This is a genomic window from Paenibacillus vortex V453 (genome assembly GCF_000193415.1).
GTDB classification, from domain to species: Bacteria; Bacillota; Bacilli; order Paenibacillales; family Paenibacillaceae; genus Paenibacillus_AQ; species Paenibacillus_AQ glucanolyticus.
Genome location: NZ_ADHJ01000001.1, coordinates 148488 through 169888 on the forward strand (window position 1 = coordinate 148488; position 21401 = coordinate 169888).

The window sequence follows — 21401 nt, forward strand, 5'->3', positions numbered from 1 at the left end:
CCCCCTTCGCCTCTCCTTCATCTATTATTGTCCCTGGGCATTTGCGATTTTCTTGGCGACTTCCTCGGTGATCAGATCCTCATATCCCTTCACATCCAGCTTGCTGAACTCGCCCACGTATTCATTCCAGATACGGTCAAACTCCGCAGGGTTTGCAAGCACCAGTTTCGGGAAGTATTTACGCTGCAAATCGCTTTTCTTCTGAGTGAAGATTTGTGCCGGTGAGCCCTGATCAATCGGAATGCTCCAAGCCGGGTACCATGGACGATCATCCGGCGCCGCAAACAATTGCGAGAAGGAATCGATGTCATAGGCTTCAAGCAGCTTCTTATCCGGTTCGGAATAAGACATTTTGGCAACCTCAGGCTGGCGTCCTGCACCGACGGAATTACCGTCAGGAAGCGTGGAGCCATTGCCGTAACGAGGCCAGTTGTATTCAAAGTACTTGAAGCCGAACGACTCGCGGAAGGCTTCCGTATTCGTCTGTGTGATCTGCTCTTCCGTACGGTAGAAGCGGCCGTTCTCATCAACGGAATACGTCTCGTCCTTGATGCCCCAGTTCGACAGAACCTGGTTCTCGTCCGTAAGAAGGTTGTTGAAATATTTCACAATACGCTCTGGATCCTTCGCACTGACGGAGATTCCTACGCCGCGGTTGTTAACAAAGGATGGCGGATCGAGATACTGGTCCTTGATATTCTCATCGTAGACGATCGGCAGCGCCATATATTCGAGATCGTCGTTACCCGATGCGTTGGCTGTTTCGCGCAGGTTATTCATCGATTGGCCTACCTGCCATCGATAGTCGAAGAAGCCGAGCACCTTACCGGAAGTCAGTTTGGCAAGGTATTGATCATAGTTATCCACGAAAGAGGATTTATCAAACAACCCCTCTGTATTGAGCTTGTTCAGCTCCTGCAGGTAGCGCTTCGTAATGTCATCGTCCGCATAATCGTTCGCTACGTGGGTCTCCATGTCGATGATGATCCCGCCATCGTTCGGATATCCGGCCAAGTGCATCGGGGCATTGGTCAGTGCAAAAAATTTATCCTGTGTTGTCAGTGCCAGGTACCCGGTCAAGCCTTCCTCCGGATGTTTCTTCACGTAGTCGCGAATCAGGCCCAGGTATTCATCGAAGGTCTTGATCTTCGGGTAACCCGCTTCCTTCAGAACACGTCGTTGAATCCAGAATGCACCCTGCTCAATGTTTGGAGCAGACGTGTACTCTCCTACCACCGCGCTCAGCGGCAGGAAGTAGATGTTGCCATCCTCGGCTTTCATCAGGTTGTAATACGGCTCGTATACACGCTTGATGTTAGGTCCATACTTATCAATCAGATCATTCAAGGGGATAAAGGCGCCCGCGCCAACCAGCTTGTCAATCGAGTTCCCCGGTACGATGACATCCGGATAATCGTTGCTGGCGATGAAGGTTCCCACCTTCGTGTTCTCATCCCCTACCAGATGCTCCATCTTAAAGTTCACGCCAGTTTGATCTTCGAAGATCTTACCGATGGTGGTTTCGTTCGTATTTTTGTCCTTGCCTGCTGCTGCGTTGAAATACGTGAAGGTGACCTTCTCTTCCTTCTTCTCGCCTTCGCCACCAGCCGCCGGCGTGTTGTCCGCGGTTTGATTGTCTTTTCCGCCGCAAGCTGCCAGAAGAGATACCATCATGACTACGGTCAGACAGCTCATCCAAAATTTCTTATTCATGCTCTTGACCTACCCCTTTCGGTCTTGTTTAATTGTAAGCACTTTCATTATAAGAGAGCCCTTGAGCGATTTTCACCCGTCAATCTTTAGGTGATACTTAGAAAACTATAGAACTGTGTCCAGCGGCAGAAAAAAAAGGCTGTACGGGCATCATGCAGGGCAGGTTTCTCCCTGCAACAAACAAATCCTGCTTCTGGTCATTCCAAACCGGAATGCCAAGCAGGATTTGCCGCCGTTATTGTTCGATGGGAATGGACAGCTCGGACCCGAGTGCCTTGTCCCGGCGAGCTGTCGATTTCAAACCGGAACCGGCTTCCGTAGTACAGCTTCAATCGGTAGATCACATTCTGAATGCCGATCCGCTCCCCCATCTCATCCTCGGTATCGAGATAACGGCAGATGCGTTCGACCTGCTCCGCGGACATGCCGGCCCCGTTATCCTGAATGGTACAGATGAGCGATCGACCCTCGCGTACGATATGCACTTCAATGCGTCCCCCGTGCTTCAGCGGCTCAATGCCGTGAATGCTGGCATTCTCCACGAAGGTAACAATCGCCATTTTGGGTAATTGCAGGTGACCCTCTTCTGCGGGTGCGTGGACCGTATAATCAATCTTGTCCCCAAACCGGTATCTCTGGATTTCAAGGAAACAGTGGATAAACTCCACCTCTTCCTTGAGCGTCACCATATCTTTTTTCCAAACTAATGAATTACGGAAAATCTTGGCCATGTTATGAATGATTCTTGCCGTCTCATCCTCATCCTTCATCAGGCTCCGCATGCGGATGGTCTCCAAGGCGTTAAAGAGGAAATGCGGGTTAATCTGGCTCTGCAGTGCATTCAATTGCGCGTGCCTTCGCTGCAGCTCCAAATTTTTCTTCTGGATATCCGCCACGTATACGTCATTGATCAAGCTTTCGAGCTGCAGCGTCATCCGGTTGAATTCACCCGTCAGCTGGCCGATCTCGTCGCGCGCCTCCGCTTCTTCAATCGTGTCATAATTCTGGTTCTTAACCTTCTTCATATGCTTGAGTATGCGTACCAGCCGCACGCTTAGGGAACGGCTAATCCAGACGATCACCAGGGTGGGGAGCAGAAAGTTCAAGCAGGTCAGCACAATGACAAACCGCAGGGATTGCTGGACATCCCGCAGCACCACATCCTCAGGCGTCACCGCCACCATCGTCCAGGAGTTCAGATTGTTGGTTGTGAAGCTGTCGGTACGAAACTCCAGAAACTTGTCCTCATGCTCGATGCTGCTGTACGGCACGGAGCCCTGCATGACGTTGACGTTCGAATCTGTGGTGTATTCAATATTTCCGGCGCCGCTCAGCAGGTACACCTTGCCCTGCACGTTCAGATTGCTCATAATCTGCCGGATCGAGGGCATCCGCATATCAATCTTGAGATACTTGGTATAGTCATTCTGGGAGTTGAAATAATTCATGCTCCGGATGATGCTGAAGCTGTCCAATTGGCCGTTTCCACCCGTGCGCATCACGATCGGTTGAGTCACGTTCTTGCCCGCGATCAATTTGTACCAGGCCTCTTCCTTCACCTTGTCATCGATGTAATTGATGCCCCCGGAATACAGCAGGGTCGGATTGTCCACATATACCGTAATTTCGCTGACCGAGTTGTATACGGCGCTGCCCGAATTCAAAATGCGGCGAAGATAGCTGTCATAAGCCTCAATATAATCGGCGGGGTGGTCGTATCCCGTCTCCACGATCTCGTTCAATTGAACGTCCGTATAGAAAACCGAGGAGATCTCCAGGGCATCCTCGACTTCTCGGCGGAATTCGTTCTTCATCTGCTCAAGCGCTACGGTTATATCCTGGATCCGCTGCTCCCTCACGCTGCCGGATGTCACATTATAGAAGATCAGGTTGGTGATCAGAATCGGCAAAAAAACAGCCAGGAAATACATCAGCAGCATCTTGTCCCGCAGGCGGACATTGTTTAAGCTTGGCTTCATCGATTCGTCCCTTCGGACGCTGCCTCCTTCATCAAGCGGCTCCGATATTCACTTGGCGTCATCCGCTCAATCTTCTCGAATTGCGTGACAAAATAGTCCGGGTTGCCGAAGCCTACGCGTTCGGCCACCTCATAGATGCGCAGGTCCGTCTGGCGCAGCAATCGCTTGGCTTCATTTACGCGCAGCTGCAGCAGGAAATCATTAAAGTACACGCCGTATGCTTTTTTAAACAGCTGTCCCAGATAGACCGGGTTCATATAGAACTTTCCCGCGATGCTCTTCAGACTGATATTCTCATGAAAGTTAGCCTCAATATAAGCCCGGATCTTCTGAATTCCGCCCTTGTGCTGCTCCTTGCGAAGATGTGAAATATAGTTTGCGCTCTCAACTGCAAAATCGGTAAACAGACGCTTCAGCTCACGCAGCGACAGATTGCGGTCATGCCACTCGGTCATCGGCTCCAGGCTGGACAGCCGGCTCTGATCCCCCTCCATGCTGCTAAGCACCCGCACCACGCCCAGTACGCATTGGTTGATCGCCATCTTCACGGCTTCAGGCGCATACAGCTTCGCCTGGAAGGATTGAAACAATAATGTGATCGTCTCCTCCAGCTTGGCGAAATGCAGCTCTTCGATCTGCTCCAGCAGCAGCTCGTAGAGGCTCTCCTCCAGACCAATATATTGCAGCGCATGCAGAGCGGCTTCCTCATGGATTACGATGCCGCTCTCATCATAGACGTACTTGTATAACAAGGCTTCCTTGGCCGTTTCATAGGCATTCTGGATAAGGGACAGCTGCTGAACCGGTTGACCGAAATAGACAAAGATCCTATCGTTATCAGTAACGAGCGATTGTTGAATGCGTCTGGCGAATTCCCGCTGACAATCCTGAGAAGATTGCAGAATACGCCCCGGTACGATGATGCCGATTCGATTGCGATGCTCATGCAAGTAGAAGGGCTGAGCTCCATTCGTGACGGCAAGGAGCGCCTCTTCCACCCGGTCCTTGAACTCGCCTCCGCCCGCTTCACCCTCGTCCTTTGATAGCGGTAGGTCATTCCGCTCGACGAAGACGTAGAACAGTCGGTCCTCGGGCAAGAGTTCAAGACGTCGCTCCCATTCCTGCAGCAGCGCCTCATCCGCTTCCCCTATAATCAGCGACTCCATCAAGGCGCCGGACAACAGACGTTCTTCTCGCAAGCGTGCCTCGCGGTCAGACTCCAGCCGTCCGCTGAGCCGGACCAGCGCATTACTGAATTCCAACTCGTCAATCGGCTTCAGAATGAAGTCGTGTACACCGTAACGAACCGCCTGCTGCGCATAGTTAAAGTCATCGTATCCGCTTACAATAATAAAATAAGGCTTCACGATATCCTGCGTGACAACTCGCCTGATCAGCTCAAGTCCATCCAGCACCGGCATGCGGATATCGGTAATGACCACATCCGGCTGAAGCCGTTCAATCAGCTCCAGCGCATCTTCGCCGTTATCCGCCTCATCTACGATTTGAAAGCCGCAGGCTTCCCAATCTATCAGCTTCAGCAGCCCTTTGCGCGTAAACACCTCGTCATCCACCAATATCGCCCGGTTCAAGTGCACGGTATGTCCCCCTCGCCTTTTGTTCCCATCTGCCTACCAACCCATGCCTATCCGTCAGTCGGCAAACGCTTTCATATAGTAAGTCTATTGTTCATGCTCTGCGCGAAATTGTCAACGAATTTGAAAATAACGCTCGGCATTAAGGTAGCAGATATCCTGGATAATGGCACCGATATAATCGTAATCCGCGGGTACCTCCCCTTCCTTGATCCAGTCCCCGAACAGACGGCACAGCACTCGCCGGAAATATTCATGCCTTGGGAACGACATGAAGCTCCGTGAATCCGTCAGCATGCCGACAAAGGTGCTGATGAGCCCCATGGAAGACAGCGCGGTAAGCTGCTTCAGCATGCCTTCCTTCTGATCGTGGAACCACCAGGCCGACCCGAGCTGAAGCTTGCCCTCAACGCCAGCCGCCTGGAAATTCCCGATCGTGGTAGCCAGCATTTCGTAATGAGACGAATACAAGCTGTATACAATCGTTTGCGGAAGCTGATCGCTGCTGTCGAGTCTGCTCAGGAATCCGTTCAGGCTCTCCGCCAGATGAAAATCCATAATCGAGTCATACCCGCTATCCTTGCCGATCTTCGCGAACATACGCGCATTATTGTTCCGGATCGCCCCAATATGCAGCTGCATGGTCCAGCCCATCGCGTGATACATCTCGCCCAGCTTAAGCAGGGTATGCGTGCGGTATTTCCGTTCTTCGAGCGGCGTTATGCTGAGACCGCTGATGGCTTTGCCGTAAATGTCTGCAACCTCTTTCTCCCCTGCCGGTTCATAAGGAAAACTGCCAAAGCCGTGATCCGACAGGCGGCAGCCATGATCGTGGAAATATTGTATCCGTTTCTGCAGAGCTTCCAGCAATTCCTGGTAGGTATCTACAGCTTGATCTGCCGTGGATCCCAGTGTCTCCACATAGGAGGTGAAATCGGGATGGGTCAGGTCCAGCACCCGATCCGGACGGAATGCAGGCGCTACGATGGTGGTCAATTCCCCGTTCTCCCGAATGGCACGGTGGAACTCCAGCGAATCGAGCGGATCATCCGTGGTGCAGGCTACTTTCACTTTGAATTTATCCAGAATCCCGCCTGCCCGTAAGGAAGGACTCTTGAGCTGTTCGTTGCAGGTCTCCCAGATTTCCCTGGCATTGCCTGAGGTTAGCCGCTCCTGAACCCCGAAGTAACGCGCCAGCTCCAGATGCGTCCAGTGATACAGTGGATTGCCGACCAGACGCGGAACGCAGCCTGCCCAGGCTATAAACTTCTCTTCCGGGCTTGCACTGCCTGTAATCAGCTCTTCGTTGACACCGAGCCAGCGCATGGCTCTCCATTTGTAATGATCTCCCTCCAGCCATATCTCTGTCAGGTTATCGAATTGCCGGTTGATCGCGATATCCTTCGGGTTTAGATGATTGTGATAATCGAATATCGGCATGCCTTCCGCATAATCATAAAAAAGTTTCTTGGCACTGTTGCTGTTCAGCAGCAGATTTTCCGTATCCAAACGGCTCATGTGATTGCCCTCCGATTCTTATTTAGATTTTCAGTTCCATACTACCATACAAGTATGGTAGTATGGAATACATTAGGAGGTGATGCCGTGGTAGAATCTTTGCGTTTACAGCCAGGGTCGGCCGGACATATCGTGTACTCCCAGCTTAAGCAGCAAATTGTGAGTCTCGAGCTCCCCCCCGGAACCGCTCTATCCGAGAAGGAGGTTTCCCTTTCATTCGAAGTTAGCCGAACACCGGTGCGGGAAAGCTTTGTCCGCCTGGCTCAGGAGGACCTTGTTGTTGTGCTTCCCCAGCGCGGCACGCGGGTCTCGCTCATTGATTCGGAGCTGGTCGAGGAAGCCCGCTTCATGCGGGAGCAGCTTGAGAAGGCTGTCGTCCGTCTTGCCTGCGAGAGCTTTCCGGAGGATAAACTTCTTGAGCTGGAACGGAATCTGTCCGAGCAAAGCGAGAGCATCGAGAAACATGACGGCAAGCATATGTTTGAACTGGATGAAACCTTTCACCGGATTTTGTTTGAAGGCTGCCGCAAGGTAGGTACCTGGAATGTGCTGCAGCAGATGAATGCTCATCTGAACCGGAGCCGGATGTTATGGCTGTCCGCCGATCCGAATTGGACCAACCTGTACGAGCAGCATCGGGAGATCGTGGACGCGATCCGGCGCCATGACGCTGATCATGCAGAGCGTGAGATGCAGGAACATCTCAGCCTGATCATCTCCAATCTGGCTGTGCTGAAAGAAAAGCATCCCGATTATTTTAAATAAGGCATACGCGGCGGGTGCGGGTGCACCTCCTTGTCCGTCCGCAGCCTTCCATCTTGGCTGTACCATCGTAATTGCAGATTTCCGGCAGCTGTTGCGTTAACTCCTTAAACTTATAAAGGCGGTGAAGAAATGCGCATGGTATTCAGGTGGTTCGGCGAGGGTAATGATACGGTCTCGCTGGATCAGATTAAACAAATTCCCGGCGTGGAGGGCATCGTATGGGCACTTCACGATATTCCTGTCGGTGAAGAATGGCCGATGGAGCGAATTGGAGAAGTTGTGGACCAAGCTAAAGCGTACGGACTTCATGTGGACGTCGTGGAAAGCGTGAATGTCCACGAGGATATCAAGCTCGGCCTCCCATCACGCGACCAATACATAGCCAATTACATCCGGACGATTGAGAAATTGGGTCAGGTCGGCGTCAAAGTCATCTGCTACAATTTCATGCCGGTGTTCGACTGGGCTAGAACTGATCTTCACAAGCAGGCGCCGGATGGATCCACGGCTCTCTTCTTCGAGAAGGCCAAGATCCACGGCACCGACCCGATGGAGCTGGTTCAGACGATCAACCGGAACAGCACCCTGACCATGCCAGGCTGGGAGCCGGAGCGATTGGCGCATCTGACGTCCTTATTCGAGGCTTACCGCGGCGTTACCGAGGAAGATCTGTGGAGCAATCTTGAATATTTCTTAAGCGCCGTCATTCCGGCTGCCGAGAAGAATGGCATTCGAATGGCCATTCATCCGGATGATCCGCCTTGGCCGATCTTTGGTCTGCCGCGAATCATCACCAGTCAGGAGAATCTGCGCAGATTCCTCCATCTGTATGACAGCCCGGCGAACAGCCTGACCCTGTGCAGCGGGTCGCTCGGCGCTAATCCGGACAACGATATCGTCTCCATGATCCACGAGTTCCATGACCGGATTCCATTCGCGCATATCCGAAATGTCCGCGTCTACGAGAATGGCGATTTCATGGAGACGTCGCACCGGACCGAAGACGGGACCGTGGATATATCCGGTATTGTGCAGGCTTATCATGACAACGGTTTCACCGGATATGTAAGACCCGATCACGGACGGCATATCTGGGGTGAGCAATGCCGCCCGGGTTACGGTCTGTATGACCGGGCCTTAGGCATTATGTATCTGTGGGGGCTGTGGGACGCATACAGCCGTGAGCTTGCAGAGAGCGCAGCCGAGCGGAAGGAGGCTGTTCAATGAGCGAGGTTCATATTCATGTTGCAGGAGCTTCCGGGCCAGGATCAGGAGAAGCTATCCCTGAAGACACGCCGCAAAATACCCCGTCACTTCCGCTCCATCCGTCACTAAAGGGAAAGACGGTTGTCATTACGGGCGGCTCCGGGGTGCTGTGCCGGGCGATGGCCCTTGAACTGGGACGGCAAGGCGCCAAGGTGGCTGTCTTGAATCGCACGGCCTCGAAGGGCCAGCAGGTGGCCGACGAGATTATCGCCGCCGGCGGTGCTGCGATTGCCGTTCCGTGCGACGTGACGGATGTTGAGAGCGTCCGCGAAGCCGAGAAGGCTGTACGCGAAGCCTATGGCCCCTGCGATATCCTCATTAATGGAGCCGGCGGCAACCGTAAGGATGCCAACACAACCCATGAAATCTACCGGCCGGAAGATGCGGGGGCGCCGGATCCGGAGGTTACAACGTTCTTCGGGTTAAGCGTGCCGGGCTTCCGCAGCGTGTTCGACCTGAACTTCATCGGCACCCTCATTCCGACGCAAATCTTTGCGGAGGGGATGCTGGGGCGTCCCGGGGCCGTCGTGCTGAACGTCTCGTCCATGAGCGCGCCAAGCCCGATGACCAAGGTTCCGGCTTACAGCGCAGCCAAAGCGGCCATCAACAACTTCACGCAGTGGTTGTCGGTTCATCTCGCGGAATCGGGCATTCGTGTGAACGCGATTGCGCCTGGCTTCTTCCTGACCGAGCAGAACCGCAACCTGCTGACCCATAGCGATGGTTCGCTAACCGAACGCTCTCATAAAATCATCTCGCATACTCCCATGAGACGGTTCGGCGTACCCGAGGATCTGCTCGGTACGCTACTCTGGCTCGTGGACGATCAGACCTCCGGGTTCGTCACGGGAACGGTGATCCCTGTGGACGGCGGTTTCATGGCTTATTCCGGCGTATAACAAATCGCATACGGTTTCATCAGCAAAAGGCCTTCCCAAGATTGTCTGATCTTGGGAAGGCCCTTTTGTTACTAAATATAAGCGTTGTTTCTTATGTGGAGTGGTATCCCCACTCGATTTACAGCACAGCCTCCGGCTTAAAAAAGGCCGGCAAATATTTCTTGTTCGCCTCCAGCATCTCATCGAGCAGCTGCTTCGCTACCGTCACGGACGGTACCAGCGGATGATGAACCAGCGCTTGCAGAGCAATGCCGCGATCACCGGTAATGGCGGCTTCAATCGTTAATTGTTCGTACACTTTCACCGCATGCATCAGCCCTTTTACATGGGAAGGAACCTTTTGCGGTACGAGTGGAATTGGGCCCTGGCCTGTCACCACGCAGTTGATCTCAATGCTGGCATCCGCAGGCAGGAAGTCGTAGATGTTTCCATTGGACACATTCAATGTCTGAATATCATGGCGGTCATTGTAGATCGAGGTCATCAGGTTAACAGCCGCTTCGGAATAGTAAGCACCGCCCCGCTGCTCCAGCTGCTTCGGCTTCTCCGCCAAATTCTCGTCCTTGTAGAGCTCGAACAGCTCCTGCTCTACCCGGCTAACCACGTCCGCTCGGGTCCCGTCCTTCTCCAGTGATGCCTTCATATCCGCGAGCATCGTATCCGTCATGTAGAAGTATTTAAGGTAATACGTCGGAATGGCTCCCAGCGAACGGATGAAGTCGGCATCCCATCCAAAGGTCGGCACGTTCTTGGCCGTATACGACTTGCCGCCGTCCAGCAGCTCCGGCATCTTCTCTTCGCCGTTGACGATGGCCGAGGTCACCCAGTGAAGATGGTTGATGCCAACAAACTCGGCTAGAACATCCTTCTCGGACACGCCATATTCAGCCGCGAGAAACTTCTGGAAGTTAATCGGGGAGTTGCACAGTCCTACGGACTTGACCTTGCTGTGCTTTGCAACAGCCTCGGTTACAATTCCGGCCGGATTCGTAAAGTTAAGCATCCACGCATTCGGCGCCAGCTCCTCGATATCGCGGCAGATGTCCAGAATGACAGGAACAGTGCGCAGTGCCTTCAGCATTCCTCCCGGACCCGTCGTCTCCTGACCGATGACACCATGCATAATCGGAATATGCTCATCCTGTTTACGTGCGGCCAGCAAGCCGACACGCATCTGAGTCGTTACAAAGTCAGCGCCTGCTATCGCTTGTCTGCGATCCAGTGTGAGATGAACCTCAATCGGCAGGCCGGACTCTTTTACCATGCGCTTCGCCAGATTTCCTACGATCTCAAGCTTATGCTTGCCCTCTTCAATATCTACGAACCATAGTTCACGAATCGGCATCTGCTCATAATTGCGAATGAAACCTTCAACAATTTCCGGGGTGTACGAGGACCCTCCCCCAATGACCGCTATCTTCAATCCTGCTGCCATGTTCATCGCCTCCAAGATATGTTATCCATATGATCTATTCCATCGCTAAGCTGGTCAGGCCGTGGTTACCTGTTCGAACGTAAAAGCCTTCAGTTTGGCTTCCGTCTCTGCAGCCACGGTAACCCCATCGGCATCCATCGCACAGAGAAGTGCGCCGGAAACCGGATCGGAGGTCAGTCTTACACATGCTGCATGCGGTGCACGGACTGCAACGACCCGTTCAATCGCATCCGTCAAAATGGAGCTGTTCGGCCTGTTCAGCACACTGCCGATATAGACAATGTCAAAGGCTTCATCGGTCATATCCAGCCGCCGGATGAGCGTGCATACCGCATTGGCCAGCTCTTCGCCTTCGTTCTGAAGAATCCGGGTCGCTACCTCGTCGCCGGCTTCGGCTGCCTGGAACAAGGTTTTCACCAGGCTTGGCGGAACCGAAGCTTTACCGTAGAGAACATCCTCGTACATCGGTTCCACGGACGCATATCCCATCTGCTCCAGAACGAGCGAAGTCAATAAAGTTGCCGGTCCCCGCTCGTCCCAAGCCCGAATAACCGCCCGGAAGGCCAGCTTCGCGAACCCCGAACCGCCTGCGTATCCGTCTCCATACAGGAATCCGAAGCCCCCATACTGCAGCTCTGCTCCCGCGCGATTGCGCGCCGCGCTGTTAAAGCCCGTACCGCAGATCAATGCAGCTCCATATGGACGGCTCGTTCCTGCCCGCATACCGATAATGGTATCGCATGCGATACCATGTCTGGCATAGCCCAGCGCTCCGATCATGGGACGCAGAATCTCATAATCTGCTTCCCGGTCCGCTCCAGCCAAGCCGAAATAGGCATAACTTATATCTTCTTTGGCAACACCAGCCTGTTGAAGAGCTGCATCACAGGCTTCCTCAATGTTACGGGCCGCATGTTCACGGTGAATCTGGTGATTACCGTTACCAGAAGCCCCCTTGCCAAGAATGTTCCCTTGTTCATCACAGATCACAGCGTGCGTCTTGCTGCCGCCGGCATCTACACCCAGATACAAACTCATGGACTTCACTCCTACCCGCCTATAGCGGCATCATGGTGGTATATATCCAAGATACCGCTTCCACCGTGCTCCATCTACTGCTATACCATCGAGGTGTGATACTATCTTACTGTTTCTCAGGCTTCGTGGTTGAAGGAATAACGGGACGGCCCGCATACGCGTGCTCCCGAATTTCGCTTGGCGATGCCCCGACATGCTGCTTGAACAAGCGGTTGAAGTTGGACAAATTCCGAAATCCGCAGGTTTCCGCAATCTCAATGATCTTCTGATCGGTTGTCTCCAGCAGATGCACGGCATGGGTTAGGCGCAGCTGGATCAGGTAATGGTGCGGGGACGTTCCAACCGCCTGCTGGAAGAGTGCGCTGAACCGGGAAGGACTCAGGTGTGTCAAATCCGACAGCTCCTGCAGCGTCCAGCCGTAATCCAGGTGAAGCTCCATCGTGCGCAGAACTTCTTTTAACGCGTGCATTCCCCTGCCCTTGATCGGTCGGTTCTCCTGGATCGGAGTTGACAGGTGGCGATTCGCCAAACTAAGGAATCGAATCAGATCCGAACGGATCAGACTCATGTAAGAGGTGCCCCGCGCTTCATTCTCGTCCATCATGCGCCGGAGCAGCCGGGCCAATTCATCGTGGACCGGAGACTGCCGGTCCACGTTCCCCAGCGAACGGAACGGAGCCATCAAATCCGGATCGAACTTGAGATCAATGGACAGCAGCGAAGGCTCGAACATAATGACATCCATGACGAGGTTCTCCGTTTCATAGGCCCGGTGCAGATCATTGCTGTTAATGAAAATAATGTCCCCCTGCTGAAAAGGCAGCTTCATCCCGTTGATCAGAATAAATCCGATGCCGCTGCGAATATAGTTAAGCTCCAGAGCATGGTGCCAATGCAGGCGCTGGGCTCCGGCAAATATACCGTGCGTGGTCGATGCAGTGAAAGGAAAGGCAGCATTCGTAAAAACGATGGCATCCGGAACAACGCTCTGCGGACGATTCACACACATTCACCTCCATGGCCCTCAATATCGATACGAGTCGTGATTTACCCACATCGTACCATGAGCCGCGGCAAGAAAAAAAGGACTCAACTTCAAGCAGTGTGCCGCCTGAAGCAAGTCCTTTTAAAGTTCATTAAGATAATGTAAGCTCAATGGCCCAGCCGAACGGGTCCTCCGCCGTTCCAAGCTGGATGCCCGTGATCGCATCATATACACGTCTGGAGAGTTCGCCCGTTGCTCCCTCGCCAATCACCAATTGCTCGTCTTCCCACTCCAGGGAGCCGATGGGTGAAATAACCGCTGCCGTGCCGGTTCCAAATGCTTCGGTCAGCAATCCGCTGCGATGGGCTTCCACGATCTCATCAATGGAAAGCGCACGTTCTTCCACAGGAATGTTCCAATGCTGGAGCAGCTGAATGACCGAGTTCCGGGTAACCCCGTCCAGGATGCTTCCGTTCAGTGCCGGGGTCACCACTGTGTCGCCAAGCTTGAAGAACACATTCATGCTGCCGACTTCCTCAATATATTTGCGGTGCACGCCGTCGAGCCATAACACCTGGGAATATCCCTTCAGGGTGGCTTCATCCTGTGCCTTCAAGCCTGCCGCATAGTTGCCTGCCGTCTTGGCGTTACCCACTCCTCCGGCTACCGCGCGTACATATTTCGGCTCGACATAAATGCTCACCGGATTAATGCCTTCCGCATAATACGAGCCGACAACCGACAGGATGATCATGAACTTGTATTGCAGGGACGGCGCTACGCCAAGCACCGGCTCGGTTGCAATGACAAACGGGCGGATATAGAGCGATGTTCCCGGCTCGGATGGAATCCAGTCGCGATCCACGAGCACCAGCTGTTTGAGTGCCTCCATCACCAGTTCTTCGTCGAGTGCCGGGATGCTGAGGCGATGATTGGACAAATTAAGCCGCTGAATATTTTTGCCTGGACGGAACATAAGAATCCGCTGATCTTCTGTCAGATAAGCCTTCAAGCCTTCAAATACCGTCTGGCCATAATGAAATACCTTCGCAGCAGGATCCAATTCAATAGGCTGATAAGGAACGACACGGGGATCGTGCCAGCCTTTGCCGGCGTCATAGTCGAGAATAAACATATGATCCGTAAACACAGTGCCGAAGGCCTGTTTATGATGGCTCGGCTTCGCCTTCGGGGTAGTCGTTAATTCCACGGGTATCGTGTAAGTCATGTACACACATCTCCTTAATCTGCAAACGTTTTTATTAGTTGAATCATATCAATCGATACCCTATATTAAAAATATCTGATTTATAGGGATACCATACCTTTTGGGTATGGAGAGGAGGTAGAGAGCATGGATATCCGGCAGCTACGATATTTCCTGACGATTGCGCAGGAAGGACAGATCACGCGTGCAGCGAAACAGCTGAACATGGAGCAGCCTCCGTTAAGCCGTCAGCTGAAGCTGATGGAGGAGGAGCTTGGCGTTACGCTGTTTGACCGCAGCGGCAAGCAGCTGCAGCTGACGCACGCAGGCGAGCTTCTGCAGAACAGGGCGGCATCCCTGCTAAACCAGTTTAATGAAACGCTAACCGAGGTGAAAGAGATTCACGCAGGAGTCCGCGGCATGCTCTCCATCGGCGCCGTCGTATCCTGCATTTCTCTCCTGCCGCAGCGGATCCATATCTTCCGGCAGCACTATCCGGAGGTCACCTTCAAGATTCGGGAAGGGGATCATTCCCTGCTGGCAGATCAGCTCGACAAACGCAACATTGAGCTGGCGGTAACCCGCCTCCCCTTCGAATCCAGCTTCGGGCCTGAGCGATATGCTGTGCAGCCCTTGCCTTCGGACCCCTTCGTGGCGGTCCTTCCCAGCAGTTGGGCAAGCACTGCCGCCCTGTCCGAAATCTCGATGCGCGAGCTGGCGGATTATCCGTTCCTGTCCTTAAAGACCGATCAGACGATCGGGATGCATGAGCGGGTCATACAAGAATTCAAGCGCGGCGGACTTGAACCGCGTGTCATATGTGAATGTTCCAGCGTCGCCATTATCCTGGCCTTGGTAGCTGAAGGTATTGGTACCACCATTTTACCCGAATCGGTCATGTCCTCATTCGCGATCCCCAACATCCGGACACTGTCCATCACAAGCGCTGATTTTCAGTCCGACGTCGGCATTGTCTGGCTCAAGGATCATGTACTGTCCAATCGGGCCCGGCATTTTCTAGATACCTTTATAGAATAACATTTGTTGGCGCCTGCCGTCTGCCCCGGCTTTGTCCAAGCCGTGGCGGGCGACATTCAAGGATTCGTTATTCATGGTTAACAAACTTGAAGTCACGAATCGTCCCGCACCGGTTAAATCCGATCTTTCGGTACACCCGATTGGAGTCCGGGTTGGCCTGATCGGCATACAGCATGGGGACCAGGCCATCCTGCCTCAGGACAAGTCCAAGTTCGGCCACCAACGCGCTGGCATATCCTTTTTTCCGTTCATTTCTCGGAGTGTATACGGCATTTATCCGTCCGTGTCTTGGTGACCGGTGCGCGATGTTGGCCATGGATACCGTTTGATCACCGGCAATCCATACATAGAGTCCGCCCTGTTTAATGAGGCGCTCCGCTGCCACGACCTGGCTTGCCGCATTCGCGCGCACACCGTAAGCATCTTCCGAGAAGCCTACCAGAAACCGGGCCACCTGCTGCGTATCCTCGGGTGCGGCAAGCCTAATTGCACCCTCTACATGCAGAGGCCGCTTCACGATGGGAGCATGGTAACATTCCATCGTTATATGATGACGGCAGGCCACGTTATGGGCGTCCGCATAAATCCTTGCAAACTGCTCCGCCACGTCCGGCTCTCCGGTCACTCCAGGCAGTGCAGCCTCTCCCAGCTCCCTCACCAGCTCTTGCAACAAGTTTTGACGTTCTTCGTCTGTGACCTCCCGGGCTAACCATAACCATGCGTTCCCACGGGGAGACTGCGCAAGGATCATGCGTCCATCCAGCGATTTCAGACCAACATTCTGCGGCGATTCAGTTATGAGATGGATCAGATTGTACGAGACCTCATCCTGAATAAAATCCGCTCCATACAGCACCTCGTCCCGTGGCATCAACTTCCCAAGCATTTGTACACTCCCTCTCTCCCAGGATCAATCCTGTTTGCCAGCTGTTGGAGTCCTGAATCCATCCGTCATCAAGCATTGTGCGCTTGTGCGTTGCGCGTACGATGACCCTGGGAACACAAAAAAACCCCGTCCCTTGTAGGGACGGAGCCTCGCTCCGCGTTACCACCCTGATTCGCGCCGATCAAACCGGCACGCGCTCTAATCACCATCCATCAATGATGCCCCATGATAACGGCAGGGAGTTCCCGGATCCACCTCAAGACCTCAATCATCGGCAGATCTGCTCCGAGGTGATGGCCATTCATCGCCGCTGACTGCTTCGCACCATCCAGCAGCTCTCTGATTTCAGCTTCATTTACGATTCAGGCGTCCTCATCCAAGCATTTTTTCACAAAATTTTACTCAGTGTAATCCCGGCCTCACCTAGCTGTCAAGCCCCTATCCCAACATTGAAGAAAATACTTGGAGTTTCCCGATCTATTTGTTATTAAAACGGAATACCAGCATATCTCCCTTCTCAGGATGGACACCATCATGCTCCGTATACCTTCCGCCCGTGTACGTATTCAGCGTTTTGCGCCAAAAAATCTGAGTGCTCATATTACGCTCGGTCGGATTCGTCTGAAGCTCCCATGCACCTTGGAAATGATCGAACACAAGCTCAGCCGCACGTTGGGCTACACCTTGTCTTCGAAAAGTCCGAAGCACAAAAAAGTCATTCAAATAATACTGGATATTCGGTGATGGAATGTACGGTGTTGTCGCCACCAGCGCCAGCCCTGCCGCAATGCCATCCACACTGATCAAATAAGGAAAAAGAACCGATGGCTGCTCCCACCAAACATCGAGCTGCTTGGTCTGTTCGCTCAGGGTTGGCACATCCTCTTTCTCGAATACACCGAACCGGTTAGGGCGGACCCCCCATATCTCAGCAATGTCATGCAAGTACAGTGGATAGATGTTATGCAGAATAAATGACTGTTCCTTCGGGCATAAACGTACCTCAATATTCACGGTCAATCCCCTCCCTAATGAATGATGTATGTAAGGTTAGTATGTCTAGGATAACATATTTAATCTTCAAAGAGGTTTACAGGTATGTAAATTGCGTTACGAATAGGGTGAAAATATGGTAACCCTATCCTCTATTTCACCATGTTTTCAGTATATGACCTACAGCTCATCCAAAATTATGTTGAATTCTGTTATTTTATATCATGCAAATAGCGAACCGATTGTATGCATAGTCTGGCTCTTGATTTTAAGGAATACGCCTGTATGTCTTGAATTACCGCTGAACGATAAATCTGCTGTGTAAAAATGAAAAAAAGACACCCCCGAGGGTGCCTTTTCACAATGCTTCCGGCTCGGCTCTAACCTTCCTCTTGCAAATGCTCTTTGCAAAAAGCGGTAAGCTGTTCTTCTTCTTCGGGTTCCATATCGAAGTCCAGATACTGATCCGTGGTCCGCTCATAAAAATCGTACTTGACGATACGCGAGCGCTCCTCGTCATCCAGAAAAATCACCCTTAAGTAAATGCCCTGCTCCGAATAAAGCTCATCTTCCTCCGGAACGTCCAGATCACATACAAATTCAAAGCGTTTGCCGGTTAAGATTCCGAACGGATCTTTGACCAACTCCACGCTGTATTCTTTAATTGTCAGCATATTCCCACCCTTTCTATCACCTTACTCATTATACACAACGAAGCCCCAATTCTTATATATTCCTCTAACCGTCCGCTGGAATACAGGCCGTTTCCTCAATTGGTCCGTCTCTTGGCATATACCCCTTACCCTGCTCAGCATGAATGTTCTACGATAAAGTATAAACATAGACCCTGCAAAAAAGGAGATGAGGGCAAGTGGCTCATAAGGATCAGCTTACCATCACCATCGAGAAGGGCAGCCAGCGTTTCTCCCTGACCTCGCCGCTTGGAGGCATCGGACGATTTGTTGTTGTCGTCAACGACCAATTCACGAATGCTCCCAATACAACGCAAATCGCCAGCGGCGCAGGAAAGAGCAGCGCATCCGGCAGCAACGCCGCCATCAACTCCCCGCATACGTTCCAGCAGGAAAGCATAGGCGCGGGCGGCATTGCCAAGAACCTGGGACTTAAGGATCCGAGGGATCATTCCTCGAAACACCGCAGCAAGCGCGGCCGGCACAAACAGCTTCAAAAGGAAGTGGTGTTTGTGATCAACAAACAGGTAGCCAAGCTGCCGAGCCGGGGCAGCAGCGCTTCTGCTACGCAAATTGCCAGCGGCGCCGGAAAATACAGCACAGGCGGAACCAACGCGGCCATCGATAGCAAAGGCACCCGGCAGCAGCAAGCAGTCGGAGGCGGAGCCGGTGGCAAAGCGATCAACAAAGAAGTCAAAAAACACGGCCGGATCCACAAGCACCATTCCTATAGCGGTAGAAAAGCTTACTAAGCAATCAGCAGTCCAAGAAGGAAACGGAGCAGGAGCAATTGATTCCCGTAACATGTATGAGAGCAGGCATAACGGCCCTTTTCAGGGCCGTTATTTCTATCCCGAGTTATAAAAGTCCATGGAAACAGCAAAGAGCATACCCATGGAATGAGTATACTCTTCTTCGTCCGATAAGCCCTGATCGATTGCTGTATCCAGCATCGCCCTCGGTGCTATTGTGCTTTCTTGATCTGCTTGCTCCGCAGCTGTCCGCAGGCCGCATCGATATCGGTGCCATGCTCCAGACGCACGCTGCAGCTGATCCCCTGCTTCTTCAGGGTATCGTAAAATGCGGTAATCGATTCCTTCGAACTCCGCTGATATTGGCTGTGCTCATCCACCGGATTGTAGGGAATGAGGTTCACATTCGCCAGGTTACGGCGATCGCCCACGAGCTCTGCAAGCTCGAGCGAGTGCTCGCGCTGGTCTATTCACATCTTTCAGCAGAATGTACTCCAGCGTGATCCGGCGATTCGTTTTTTCCAAATAATAATCAATAGCTGCCATCAGCTTCTGAATCGGAATCGCTTTGTTAATCTTCATGATGCGCGTACGAATCTCGTCATTCGGCGCATGCAGGGAGATGGCGAGATTCACGCCGAGATCGCTGTCCGCAAACTCCACGATTTTGTTAGCTAGCCCGCTGGTCGAAACCGTGATATGCCGCGGTCCGATCGCAAGGCCCTTATGATCCTTGATCACGCGGATGAAATCCGACATGTTCTCATAGTTATCAAACGGCTCCCCAATCCCCATCACTACGAGATGGCTGACGCGCTCGTCCTTGCCTCTCTCATCCAGGTGTAGCTGAACCTGCATGACCTGCTCTACAATTTCAGCTGCCGATAAATCCCGACTCTTCTTCAGCAGCCCGCTGGCACAGAAGCTGCAGCCAATGTTGCAGCCCACTTGAGTTGTCACACAGACCGACAAGCCGAATTTTATGCCGCATCAATACGGTTTCTATCAGGTTGCCGTCCACCAGCTTAAACAGAAACTTAACCGTCCCGTCCAGCGATTCCTGCTTGGTATGCTCTTCCAAGGTCAGAATAGTATAATGATCCGCGAGCAGCTCCACGCATTCGGGATGCACGTCCGTCATATCCGAAAAAGCAGTGACACGCTTCCGATACAGCCATTCCCACACCTGTGTTGCCCGAAACTTCTTATGTCCACGCTCACCAAGCCAAGCGGTCATCTGATCTAAGGTTAATCCATATATGGATGGTTTGTTCATTGATAGGTCCTCTTTCCATTCATAGTCCACCACTCCTTATTGTCCCAAAATTCCGAGGCGAACACAAGGGGAGTTATAGGCAATTCGCGTTCCTGCACGTTCTAAGCTTCCCTGAGGGCAGGGCCTCACCAGATCAGCCCCGCTGTTTACGTGTAAGAAATGCAATCCCATAGCCTATTAACAACGAAAGAGAGATGCCCAGACTATATGTAAGAATGTTAATAAAGGCCGTATTTGAATACTGATCCCATTCCCCAAACCGGAATATAGTGGAGCCAGACTCTGATGTTGCCCCGACAAGGTCATGAAAGATCCTATAATAATATCCGACAGCCAACCAGCTTATGGTGCCGGTCATCACGACAAGGAAAGATAACATGCCACCGGAATACCATCCATCCCTCATTTTTTCCCGGAAAAAGTAACAGGATGCCGCCCCCGTCAGGCACAGAAGTACGGTGTATAACGGCACCAGCAGGAATACAATCAAGAGTGCAGGATTGCCATTGCCGGATAAACCGCCATTCCATCTCAATCGGAACGTGAATAGATCGACCATACCCGTTAGAGTCATCGTAAGAAAGAATAATACAAGAATACTGAGCATGATCTTCCGCTGGGAATCCGTCAGAGCAGGAAAACGAACCTTGCGTGAGCCGGTATCTACGCTTCGCTTGGACGGATGCTGAAATCTTTTGACGATCAGCGGTTCGGGGTATTCAAGGTGTTGGATGCTTCTGGCCTTAAGCTCCTGCATCATATCCATCCATATGTGACCGATCAACATGTAATTTCCGATTCTATTGCCACTCTTATGACTTGTGGTCTCGAATCCGTAATAGTCCATCATCATCTCCATCGTGATCTCATCTTCGACTTCAGGATGAAGGCCAGCGAACATTGCCTTGATATCAATACAGGGATTCGCGGGTTCGGGCAGACCATGCCGGGCACACTCACGCTGGAGCAGCGGCAGAACAAACTCATACCCTCCGTACGTGACAAAGATGCATTCGTTAGCAAAACCGGTAAACATTCCGTACCCCTTCGGGAATCTGGGCGAACCCTCCACATCTGCATTATAGATTCCTGTCGAGACTGCGATCGGCTGCGGAATCGGCCCGGATGGTTTGATATACGTATGGAACGTCTGCTCTTCTTGTATGCCCGTACTGTCCATACGGACGGCTCCAATTTCCACGACCTCCGCGTTCTCTACCTGATCATCGGTGGCCTCCAGATCGAATACACAGAACTTTTGTTCCAGAACATCCTTGATGGACAGCCCCGATAATACGTAAGCTTGCTCCAACATCTGTACCTTCATCCGCAACAACACCCCACCTTCCAAAAAATCATTCCCA

General features: G+C 52.4%; 17 protein-coding genes and 1 pseudogene. 5 read left to right on the forward strand and 13 right to left on the reverse strand.

What is annotated here, in order from left to right:
- Positions 1-24: 24 nt before the first annotated feature.
- The 4 genes from PVOR_RS00640 to uxaC form a co-directional block, all read right to left on the reverse strand.
- Positions 25-1713 (reverse strand): ABC transporter substrate-binding protein, encoded by a 1689-nt coding sequence (locus PVOR_RS00640; protein ID WP_006207116.1) that lies wholly within the window; start codon positions 1711-1713, stop codon positions 25-27.
- 197 nt (positions 1714-1910) lie between these two features.
- Positions 1911-3692, reverse strand: a complete 1782-nt coding sequence (locus PVOR_RS00645) for a sensor histidine kinase (protein WP_006207117.1) — start codon at positions 3690-3692, stop codon at positions 1911-1913.
- Positions 3689-5290, reverse strand: coding sequence for a response regulator transcription factor (locus PVOR_RS00650; RefSeq protein WP_040680027.1), 1602 nt, complete (start codon positions 5288-5290; stop codon positions 3689-3691). The genes PVOR_RS00645 and PVOR_RS00650 overlap by 4 nt, the downstream gene beginning before the upstream one ends.
- Before the next feature lie 111 nt (positions 5291-5401).
- A complete protein-coding gene (gene uxaC, locus PVOR_RS00655; RefSeq protein ID WP_006207119.1) occupies positions 5402-6805 on the reverse strand; it encodes a glucuronate isomerase in 1404 nt (467 codons plus the stop codon).
- Between the two features lie 87 nt (positions 6806-6892).
- Here uxaC and PVOR_RS00660 point away from each other — a divergent pair, with 87 nt between their 5' ends.
- The 3 genes from PVOR_RS00660 to PVOR_RS00670 all read left to right on the forward strand — a co-directional run bounded on the left by PVOR_RS00660 (position 6893) and on the right by PVOR_RS00670 (position 9735).
- Positions 6893-7570 carry a GntR family transcriptional regulator gene (locus PVOR_RS00660; protein ID WP_006207120.1) on the forward strand — a complete coding sequence of 226 codons (678 nt, stop codon included), beginning with the start codon at positions 6893-6895 and terminating at the stop codon, positions 7568-7570.
- Positions 7571-7699: 129 nt separating this feature from the next.
- Positions 7700-8797 (forward strand): mannonate dehydratase, encoded by a 1098-nt coding sequence (gene uxuA / locus PVOR_RS00665; protein ID WP_006207121.1) that lies wholly within the window; start codon positions 7700-7702, stop codon positions 8795-8797.
- Positions 8794-9735 carry an SDR family oxidoreductase gene (locus tag PVOR_RS00670; protein ID WP_006207122.1) on the forward strand — a complete coding sequence of 314 codons (942 nt, stop codon included), beginning with the start codon at positions 8794-8796 and terminating at the stop codon, positions 9733-9735. The genes uxuA and PVOR_RS00670 overlap by 4 nt, the downstream gene beginning before the upstream one ends.
- A gap of 118 nt (positions 9736-9853) precedes the next feature.
- On the opposite strand, the gene PVOR_RS00675 is transcribed toward PVOR_RS00670, so the two are convergent.
- The 4 genes from PVOR_RS00675 to PVOR_RS00690 all read right to left on the reverse strand — a co-directional run bounded on the left by PVOR_RS00675 (position 9854) and on the right by PVOR_RS00690 (position 14421).
- Complete coding sequence (locus PVOR_RS00675; RefSeq protein WP_006207123.1) at positions 9854-11170, reverse strand: 6-phospho-beta-glucosidase; 1317 nt, start codon at positions 11168-11170, stop codon at positions 9854-9856.
- A gap of 54 nt (positions 11171-11224) precedes the next feature.
- Entirely contained in the window at positions 11225-12208 is a 984-nt protein-coding gene (locus PVOR_RS00680) for an N-acetylglucosamine kinase (protein ID WP_006207124.1), read from the reverse strand.
- 106 nt (positions 12209-12314) lie between these two features.
- Positions 12315-13211, reverse strand: a complete 897-nt coding sequence (locus PVOR_RS00685; RefSeq protein WP_006207125.1) for an AraC family transcriptional regulator — start codon at positions 13209-13211, stop codon at positions 12315-12317.
- A gap of 133 nt (positions 13212-13344) precedes the next feature.
- Positions 13345-14421, reverse strand: a complete 1077-nt coding sequence (locus PVOR_RS00690) for a branched-chain amino acid aminotransferase (protein ID WP_006207126.1) — start codon at positions 14419-14421, stop codon at positions 13345-13347.
- A gap of 126 nt (positions 14422-14547) precedes the next feature.
- Between PVOR_RS00690 and PVOR_RS00695 the strand changes: the two genes are divergently transcribed.
- The gene (locus PVOR_RS00695; RefSeq protein ID WP_006207127.1) at positions 14548-15438 is read left to right on the forward strand and encodes a LysR family transcriptional regulator; all 891 of its coding nucleotides are present in this window, start codon (positions 14548-14550) and stop codon (positions 15436-15438) included.
- A gap of 67 nt (positions 15439-15505) precedes the next feature.
- Here PVOR_RS00695 and PVOR_RS00700 read toward each other — a convergent pair whose 3' ends face one another.
- The 3 genes from PVOR_RS00700 to PVOR_RS00710 all read right to left on the reverse strand — a co-directional run bounded on the left by PVOR_RS00700 (position 15506) and on the right by PVOR_RS00710 (position 17991).
- Positions 15506-16324, reverse strand: coding sequence for a GNAT family N-acetyltransferase (locus PVOR_RS00700; protein ID WP_006207128.1), 819 nt, complete (start codon positions 16322-16324; stop codon positions 15506-15508).
- A gap of 477 nt (positions 16325-16801) precedes the next feature.
- Positions 16802-17338, reverse strand: coding sequence for a GNAT family N-acetyltransferase (locus PVOR_RS00705; RefSeq protein ID WP_006207129.1), 537 nt, complete (start codon positions 17336-17338; stop codon positions 16802-16804).
- Between the two features lie 359 nt (positions 17339-17697).
- Complete coding sequence (locus PVOR_RS00710; RefSeq protein WP_006207130.1) at positions 17698-17991, reverse strand: DUF6509 family protein; 294 nt, start codon at positions 17989-17991, stop codon at positions 17698-17700.
- 197 nt (positions 17992-18188) lie between these two features.
- Between PVOR_RS00710 and PVOR_RS00715 the strand changes: the two genes are divergently transcribed.
- Complete coding sequence (locus PVOR_RS00715) at positions 18189-18761, forward strand: hypothetical protein (RefSeq protein WP_006207131.1); 573 nt, start codon at positions 18189-18191, stop codon at positions 18759-18761.
- 212 nt (positions 18762-18973) lie between these two features.
- Here PVOR_RS00715 and rlmN read toward each other — a convergent pair.
- A pseudogene (gene rlmN / locus PVOR_RS00720) lies at positions 18974-20037 on the reverse strand (23S rRNA (adenine(2503)-C(2))-methyltransferase RlmN).
- A 133-nt stretch (positions 20038-20170) separates the two neighbouring features.
- Positions 20171-21364: a 3'-5' exonuclease gene (locus PVOR_RS00725; protein WP_006207132.1), complete on the reverse strand. Its 1194-nt coding sequence runs from the start codon at positions 21362-21364 to the stop codon at positions 20171-20173.
- Positions 21365-21401: the final 37 nt, after the last annotated feature.

Excerpts from the sequence above, each read along its gene's own strand:
- PVOR_RS00695 (WP_006207127.1), top strand. The coding sequence starts at position 14,548 with ATGGATATCCGGCAGCTACGATATTTCCTGACGATTGCGCAGGAAGGA.
- PVOR_RS00675 (WP_006207123.1), bottom strand. The coding sequence starts at position 11,170 with ATGGCAGCAGGATTGAAGATAGCGGTCATTGGGGGAGGGTCCTCGTAC.
- uxuA (WP_006207121.1), top strand. The coding sequence starts at position 7,700 with ATGCGCATGGTATTCAGGTGGTTCGGCGAGGGTAATGATACGGTCTCG.
- uxaC (WP_006207119.1), bottom strand. The coding sequence starts at position 6,805 with ATGAGCCGTTTGGATACGGAAAATCTGCTGCTGAACAGCAACAGTGCC.
- PVOR_RS00640 (WP_006207116.1), bottom strand. The coding sequence starts at position 1,713 with ATGAATAAGAAATTTTGGATGAGCTGTCTGACCGTAGTCATGATGGTA.
- PVOR_RS00670 (WP_006207122.1), top strand. The coding sequence starts at position 8,794 with ATGAGCGAGGTTCATATTCATGTTGCAGGAGCTTCCGGGCCAGGATCA.
- PVOR_RS00710 (WP_006207130.1), bottom strand. The coding sequence starts at position 17,991 with ATGCTGACAATTAAAGAATACAGCGTGGAGTTGGTCAAAGATCCGTTC.
- PVOR_RS00700 (WP_006207128.1), bottom strand. The coding sequence starts at position 16,324 with ATGCTTGGGAAGTTGATGCCACGGGACGAGGTGCTGTATGGAGCGGAT.
- PVOR_RS00680 (WP_006207124.1), bottom strand. The coding sequence starts at position 12,208 with ATGAGTTTGTATCTGGGTGTAGATGCCGGCGGCAGCAAGACGCACGCT.
- PVOR_RS00725 (WP_006207132.1), bottom strand. The coding sequence starts at position 21,364 with ATGAAGGTACAGATGTTGGAGCAAGCTTACGTATTATCGGGGCTGTCC.
- PVOR_RS00645 (WP_006207117.1), bottom strand. The coding sequence starts at position 3,692 with ATGAAGCCAAGCTTAAACAATGTCCGCCTGCGGGACAAGATGCTGCTG.
- PVOR_RS00690 (WP_006207126.1), bottom strand. The coding sequence starts at position 14,421 with ATGACTTACACGATACCCGTGGAATTAACGACTACCCCGAAGGCGAAG.